Source organism: Pseudomonas sp. 18.1.10 (assembly GCF_024655625.1).
In the GTDB taxonomy this organism is placed as follows: Bacteria; Pseudomonadota; Gammaproteobacteria; order Pseudomonadales; family Pseudomonadaceae; genus Aquipseudomonas.
The window spans coordinates 1-4272 of record NZ_JANLGL010000335.1 but is presented as its reverse complement, the minus strand read 5'-3'; the positions used below and the strand labels follow the sequence as shown (position 1 = coordinate 4272).

4 protein-coding genes are annotated in these 4272 nt (G+C 60.1%); 3 read left to right on the top strand and 1 reads right to left on the bottom strand.

The window, feature by feature from the left end:
- Nucleotides 1-110: 110 nt before the first annotated feature.
- Nucleotides 111-581 carry a Cys-tRNA(Pro) deacylase gene (gene ybaK / locus NUV89_RS28075; protein WP_257783881.1) on the bottom strand — a complete coding sequence of 157 codons (471 nt, stop codon included), beginning with the start codon at nt 579-581 and terminating at the stop codon, nt 111-113.
- A gap of 326 nt (nt 582-907) precedes the next feature.
- Here ybaK and NUV89_RS28070 point away from each other — a divergent pair, with 326 nt between their 5' ends.
- From NUV89_RS28070 to NUV89_RS28060, 3 genes are all read left to right on the top strand, one after another.
- Nucleotides 908-1765: an MIP/aquaporin family protein gene (locus NUV89_RS28070; RefSeq protein ID WP_257783880.1), complete on the top strand. Its 858-nt coding sequence runs from the start codon at nt 908-910 to the stop codon at nt 1763-1765.
- A gap of 78 nt (nt 1766-1843) precedes the next feature.
- On the top strand, nt 1844-3349 hold the full coding sequence (gene glpK / locus NUV89_RS28065) for a glycerol kinase GlpK (protein ID WP_257783879.1): 1506 nt from the start codon (nt 1844-1846) through the stop codon (nt 3347-3349).
- A gap of 83 nt (nt 3350-3432) precedes the next feature.
- Entirely contained in the window at nt 3433-4188 is a 756-nt protein-coding gene (locus NUV89_RS28060; protein WP_061435475.1) for a DeoR/GlpR family transcriptional regulator, read from the top strand.
- Nucleotides 4189-4272 lie beyond the last annotated feature (84 nt).

Below are 4272 nucleotides of genomic sequence, written 5' to 3'. Positions count from 1 at the left end.
GCAGTGTGTCAGCCACCAGATTCATAGCTGATTCACCGCTTTCGCGAGCAAGCCCGCTCCCACACAAGCCCGCTCCCACATTGGTTTTGCATAGGTTCTGAGAAAGGTAATCAAGCCCGCCCAATCGGCGCAAATGTGGCCTGGGTATGCTCAGCCAACACCGCTGCCGGCAACTCCACCTCAAGCCCCCTCCTCCCCGCACTCACAAAAATCGTCGCAAACGGCTGCGCCGTCTCGTCGATAAACGTGCGCAAGCGCTTCTTCTGCCCCAACGGGCTGATGCCCCCCAGCAAATAACCGGTAGAGCGCTGCGCCGCCGCCGGATCCGCCATTTCAACTTTTTTAACCCCCGCCGCATGAGCCAGGGCTTTTAGATCCAGACTTCCGACGACCGGCACCACCGCCACCAGTAATTCGCCCTTCTCACTGCTGGCCAGCAAGGTCTTGAACACCTGCGCCGGGTCCAGCGCCAACTTCTCCGCGGCCTCCAGGCCATAGGATGCGGCCTTGGGATCATGTTCATAACTGTGGATGCGATGTTCGGCGCGAACTTTTTTCAACAGGTCCAATGCAGGGGTCATGCTGGCTCCAGGCGTGGCAAACAGATGGCCAATTCTAGGCCAACCCCGCGTAAAACGCTCTACTGCGCGCGCCTTGACGTACACACACAATGTTACAAGCGTGGTCATTCACCCGATCAATAGTTTGAAAGTGACCAATGGTTCACTTTCGACCTTTGACAGCCGTCATTCTTGTCTATATTTTTTCGTTTCCGAATCCTGTAGGAATGCTCCTGCAGCACTCGAGCAGTAAGCCGTGTCCGGGATGGGGATCCTTGCCACGGTGAAAATCGCGCAACGCTCCGTTGAGAGCGTGCGCCAGACAAGAACAACAACTGAGGTTTTCCATGACAACTGCTCTTCAACAGCCTTCACTTTCGAGCCAATGTATGGCCGAATTCCTGGGGACTGCGCTTCTGATCTTCTTCGGTACAGGATGCGTCGCCGCGCTCAAGGTCGCGGGTGCCAGCTTTGGTTTGTGGGAAATCAGTATTATCTGGGGGGTTGGCGTCAGCATGGCGATCTACCTGAGCGCCGGTATTTCCGGGGCGCACCTCAACCCGGCGGTCAGTATCGCCCTGTGCATTTTCGCCGACTTCGAAAAGCGCAAACTGCCCTTCTACATTCTCGCCCAGGTCGCCGGCGCCTTCTGCTCGGCCGCCTTGGTGTACACCCTCTACAGCAATCTGTTTTTCGATTACGAACAAACCCACCATATGGTTCGCGGCTCCCAGGCCAGCCTGGAATTGGCGTCGGTGTTCTCCACCTACCCCCATGCGCTGCTGAGCACCGCCCAGGCATTCCTGGTGGAAGTGGTCATCACCGCGATCCTGATGGGCGTAATCATGGCCCTCACCGATGATAACAACGGCTTGCCGCGCGGCCCGCTGGCCCCGCTGCTGATCGGCCTGCTGATCGCCGTGATCGGTAGCGCCATGGGCCCGTTGACCGGCTTTGCGATGAACCCGGCGCGGGATTTCGGGCCCAAGCTAATGACCTTTTTCGCTGGCTGGGGTGAAATAGCCTTTACTGGCGGTCGCGATATTCCTTACTTCCTGATTCCGGTTTTCGCGCCAATTGTCGGCGCATGCCTGGGTGCTGCGGCCTATCGCGGGCTGATTGCCCGTCATCTGCCGAGCGCCGCACCTGCTGCTGTAGAAGAAACACCTGACACGGCTGTCAACGGCAAGACCCGTACTTCCTGATAGCGCCAGCCTGGACGCACCTGCCCTTTTTGCGGCCCAGGCTGATTACCGACTTTCTTATTTCCCAAGGCATTCGACATGACCGACATTCAGAATAAGAACTACATCATCGCCCTTGACCAAGGCACCACCAGCTCGCGAGCGATCATCTTTGATCGTGACGCCAACGTGGTGTGCACCGCCCAGCGCGAGTTCGCCCAGCATTACCCGCAAGCGGGCTGGGTCGAGCATGACCCGATGGAAATCTTCGCCACCCAGAGCGCGGTAATGGTCGAGGCCCTGGCCCAGGCCGGCCTGCACCATGACCAGGTCGCCGCCATCGGCATCACCAACCAGCGTGAAACCACCGTGGTGTGGGACAAGGTCACCGGCCGCCCGATCTACAACGCCATCGTCTGGCAGTGCCGCCGCAGCACCGAGATCTGCCAGCAACTCAAGCGCGACGGCCACGAGCAATACATCAGCGACACCACCGGCCTGGTCACCGACCCGTACTTCTCCGGCACCAAGCTCAAGTGGATCCTCGACAACGTCGAAGGCAGCCGCGAACGTGCGCGCAACGGCGAACTGCTGTTCGGCACCATCGACAGCTGGCTGATCTGGAAATTTACCGGCGGCAAGACCCACGTCACCGACTACACCAACGCCTCGCGCACCATGCTCTTCAACATCCACACCCTGGAGTGGGATGCGAAGATGCTGGAGATCCTCGACATTCCCCGCGAGATGTTGCCGGAAGTTAAGTCGTCGTCGGAAATCTACGGCCGCACCAAAAGCGGCATCGCCATCGGCGGTATCGCTGGCGACCAACAGGCCGCGCTGTTCGGCCAGATGTGCGTCGAAGCCGGCCAGGCCAAGAACACCTACGGCACAGGCTGCTTCCTGCTGATGAACACCGGCGACAAGGCAGTGAAATCCAAGCACGGCATGCTCACCACCATCGCGTGCGGCCCGCGTGGCGAAGTGGCCTACGCCCTGGAAGGCGCAGTGTTCAACGGCGGCTCCACCGTGCAGTGGCTGCGTGATGAGCTGAAAATCATCAACGACGCCCACGACACCGAATACTTCGCCGGCAAGGTCAAGGACAGCAACGGCGTGTACCTGGTACCGGCCTTCACCGGCCTGGGCGCGCCGTACTGGGACCCGTATGCCCGTGGCGCGCTGTTCGGCCTGACCCGTGGCGTACGCGTGGATCACATTATTCGTGCAGCCCTGGAGTCGATTGCCTACCAGACCCGTGACGTGCTCGACGCCATGCAACAGGACTCCGGCGAACGCCTCAAAGCCCTGCGTGTGGACGGCGGCGCCGTGGCCAACAACTTCCTGATGCAATTCCAGGCCGACATCCTCGGCACCCAGGTCGAGCGCCCGCAAATGCGCGAAACCACGGCACTCGGCGCGGCCTACCTGGCTGGCCTGGCGTGCGGTTTCTGGGGCAGCCTGGACGAGTTGCGCGGCAAGGCGGTGATCGAGCGCGAATTCGAACCACAACTGGACAAAGCCGCCAAAGAGAAGCTCTACGCTGGCTGGCAAAAAGCCGTTAGCCGTACCCGTGACTGGGAGCCCCACGAAGGCGCCGAATAAGCCAACGTCAGGTTGTAACTGGCCGGGAGCCGATTCCTGCGTCATCATGGGCCACTTTTGTATGGCAGCCCAAAGGACGCCCAATGAATCTGCCTCCCCGCCAACAACAAATCCTCGAACTGGTCCGCGAACGCGGCTACGTCAGTATCGAGGAAATGGCGCAGCTGTTCGTCGTCACCCCGCAAACCATCCGCCGCGATATCAACCAGCTGGCGGACGCCAATCTGCTGCGCCGCTACCACGGCGGCGCGGCCTATGACTCCAGTGTCGAGAACACCGCGTACGCCATGCGTGCCGACCAGATGCGCGACGAGAAACAGCGCATCGGCGAAGCCATTGCCGCACAGATCCCCGACCACGCCTCGTTGTTCATCAATATCGGCACCACCACCGAATCCATCGCCCGTGCGTTGCTCAACCACAACCACCTGAAAATCATCACCAACAACCTCAACGTCGCTACCATGCTCAGCGCCAAGGACGACTTCGACGTGCTGTTGACCGGCGGCAACGTGCGCCGTGACGGTGGAGTGGTGGGCCAGGCCAGTGTGGATTTCATCAACCAGTTCAAGGTGGACTTTGCCTTGGTGGGCATCAGCGGCATTGATGAAGACGGCAGCCTGCTGGACTTTGATTACCAGGAAGTGCGGGTGTCCCAGGCGATTATTGCCAACGCGCGCCAGGTGATCCTGGCGGCGGACTCAAGCAAATTCGGGCGCAATGCCATGATTCGCCTGGGGCCGATCAGCCTGGTGGATTGTTTGGTCACAGACCAGCAGCCGGTGCCGGCGCTGGTGCAGTTGTTGAGTGACCATAAGGTGCGGCTGGAAGTCGTTTAAACCTCTGATCTTTCGGGTGACTGGACCGCCGCCTTCGCGGGCAAGCCCGCTCCCACAGTTGACCGAGTTCCAGCATAGGAATGC

Coding starts and splice junctions, on each gene's coding strand:
- ybaK (WP_257783881.1), bottom strand. CDS start 581: ATGACCCCTGCATTGGACCTGTTGAAAAAAGTTCGCGCCGAACATCGC.
- NUV89_RS28070 (WP_257783880.1), top strand. CDS start 908: ATGACAACTGCTCTTCAACAGCCTTCACTTTCGAGCCAATGTATGGCC.
- glpK (WP_257783879.1), top strand. CDS start 1,844: ATGACCGACATTCAGAATAAGAACTACATCATCGCCCTTGACCAAGGC.
- NUV89_RS28060 (WP_061435475.1), top strand. CDS start 3,433: ATGAATCTGCCTCCCCGCCAACAACAAATCCTCGAACTGGTCCGCGAA.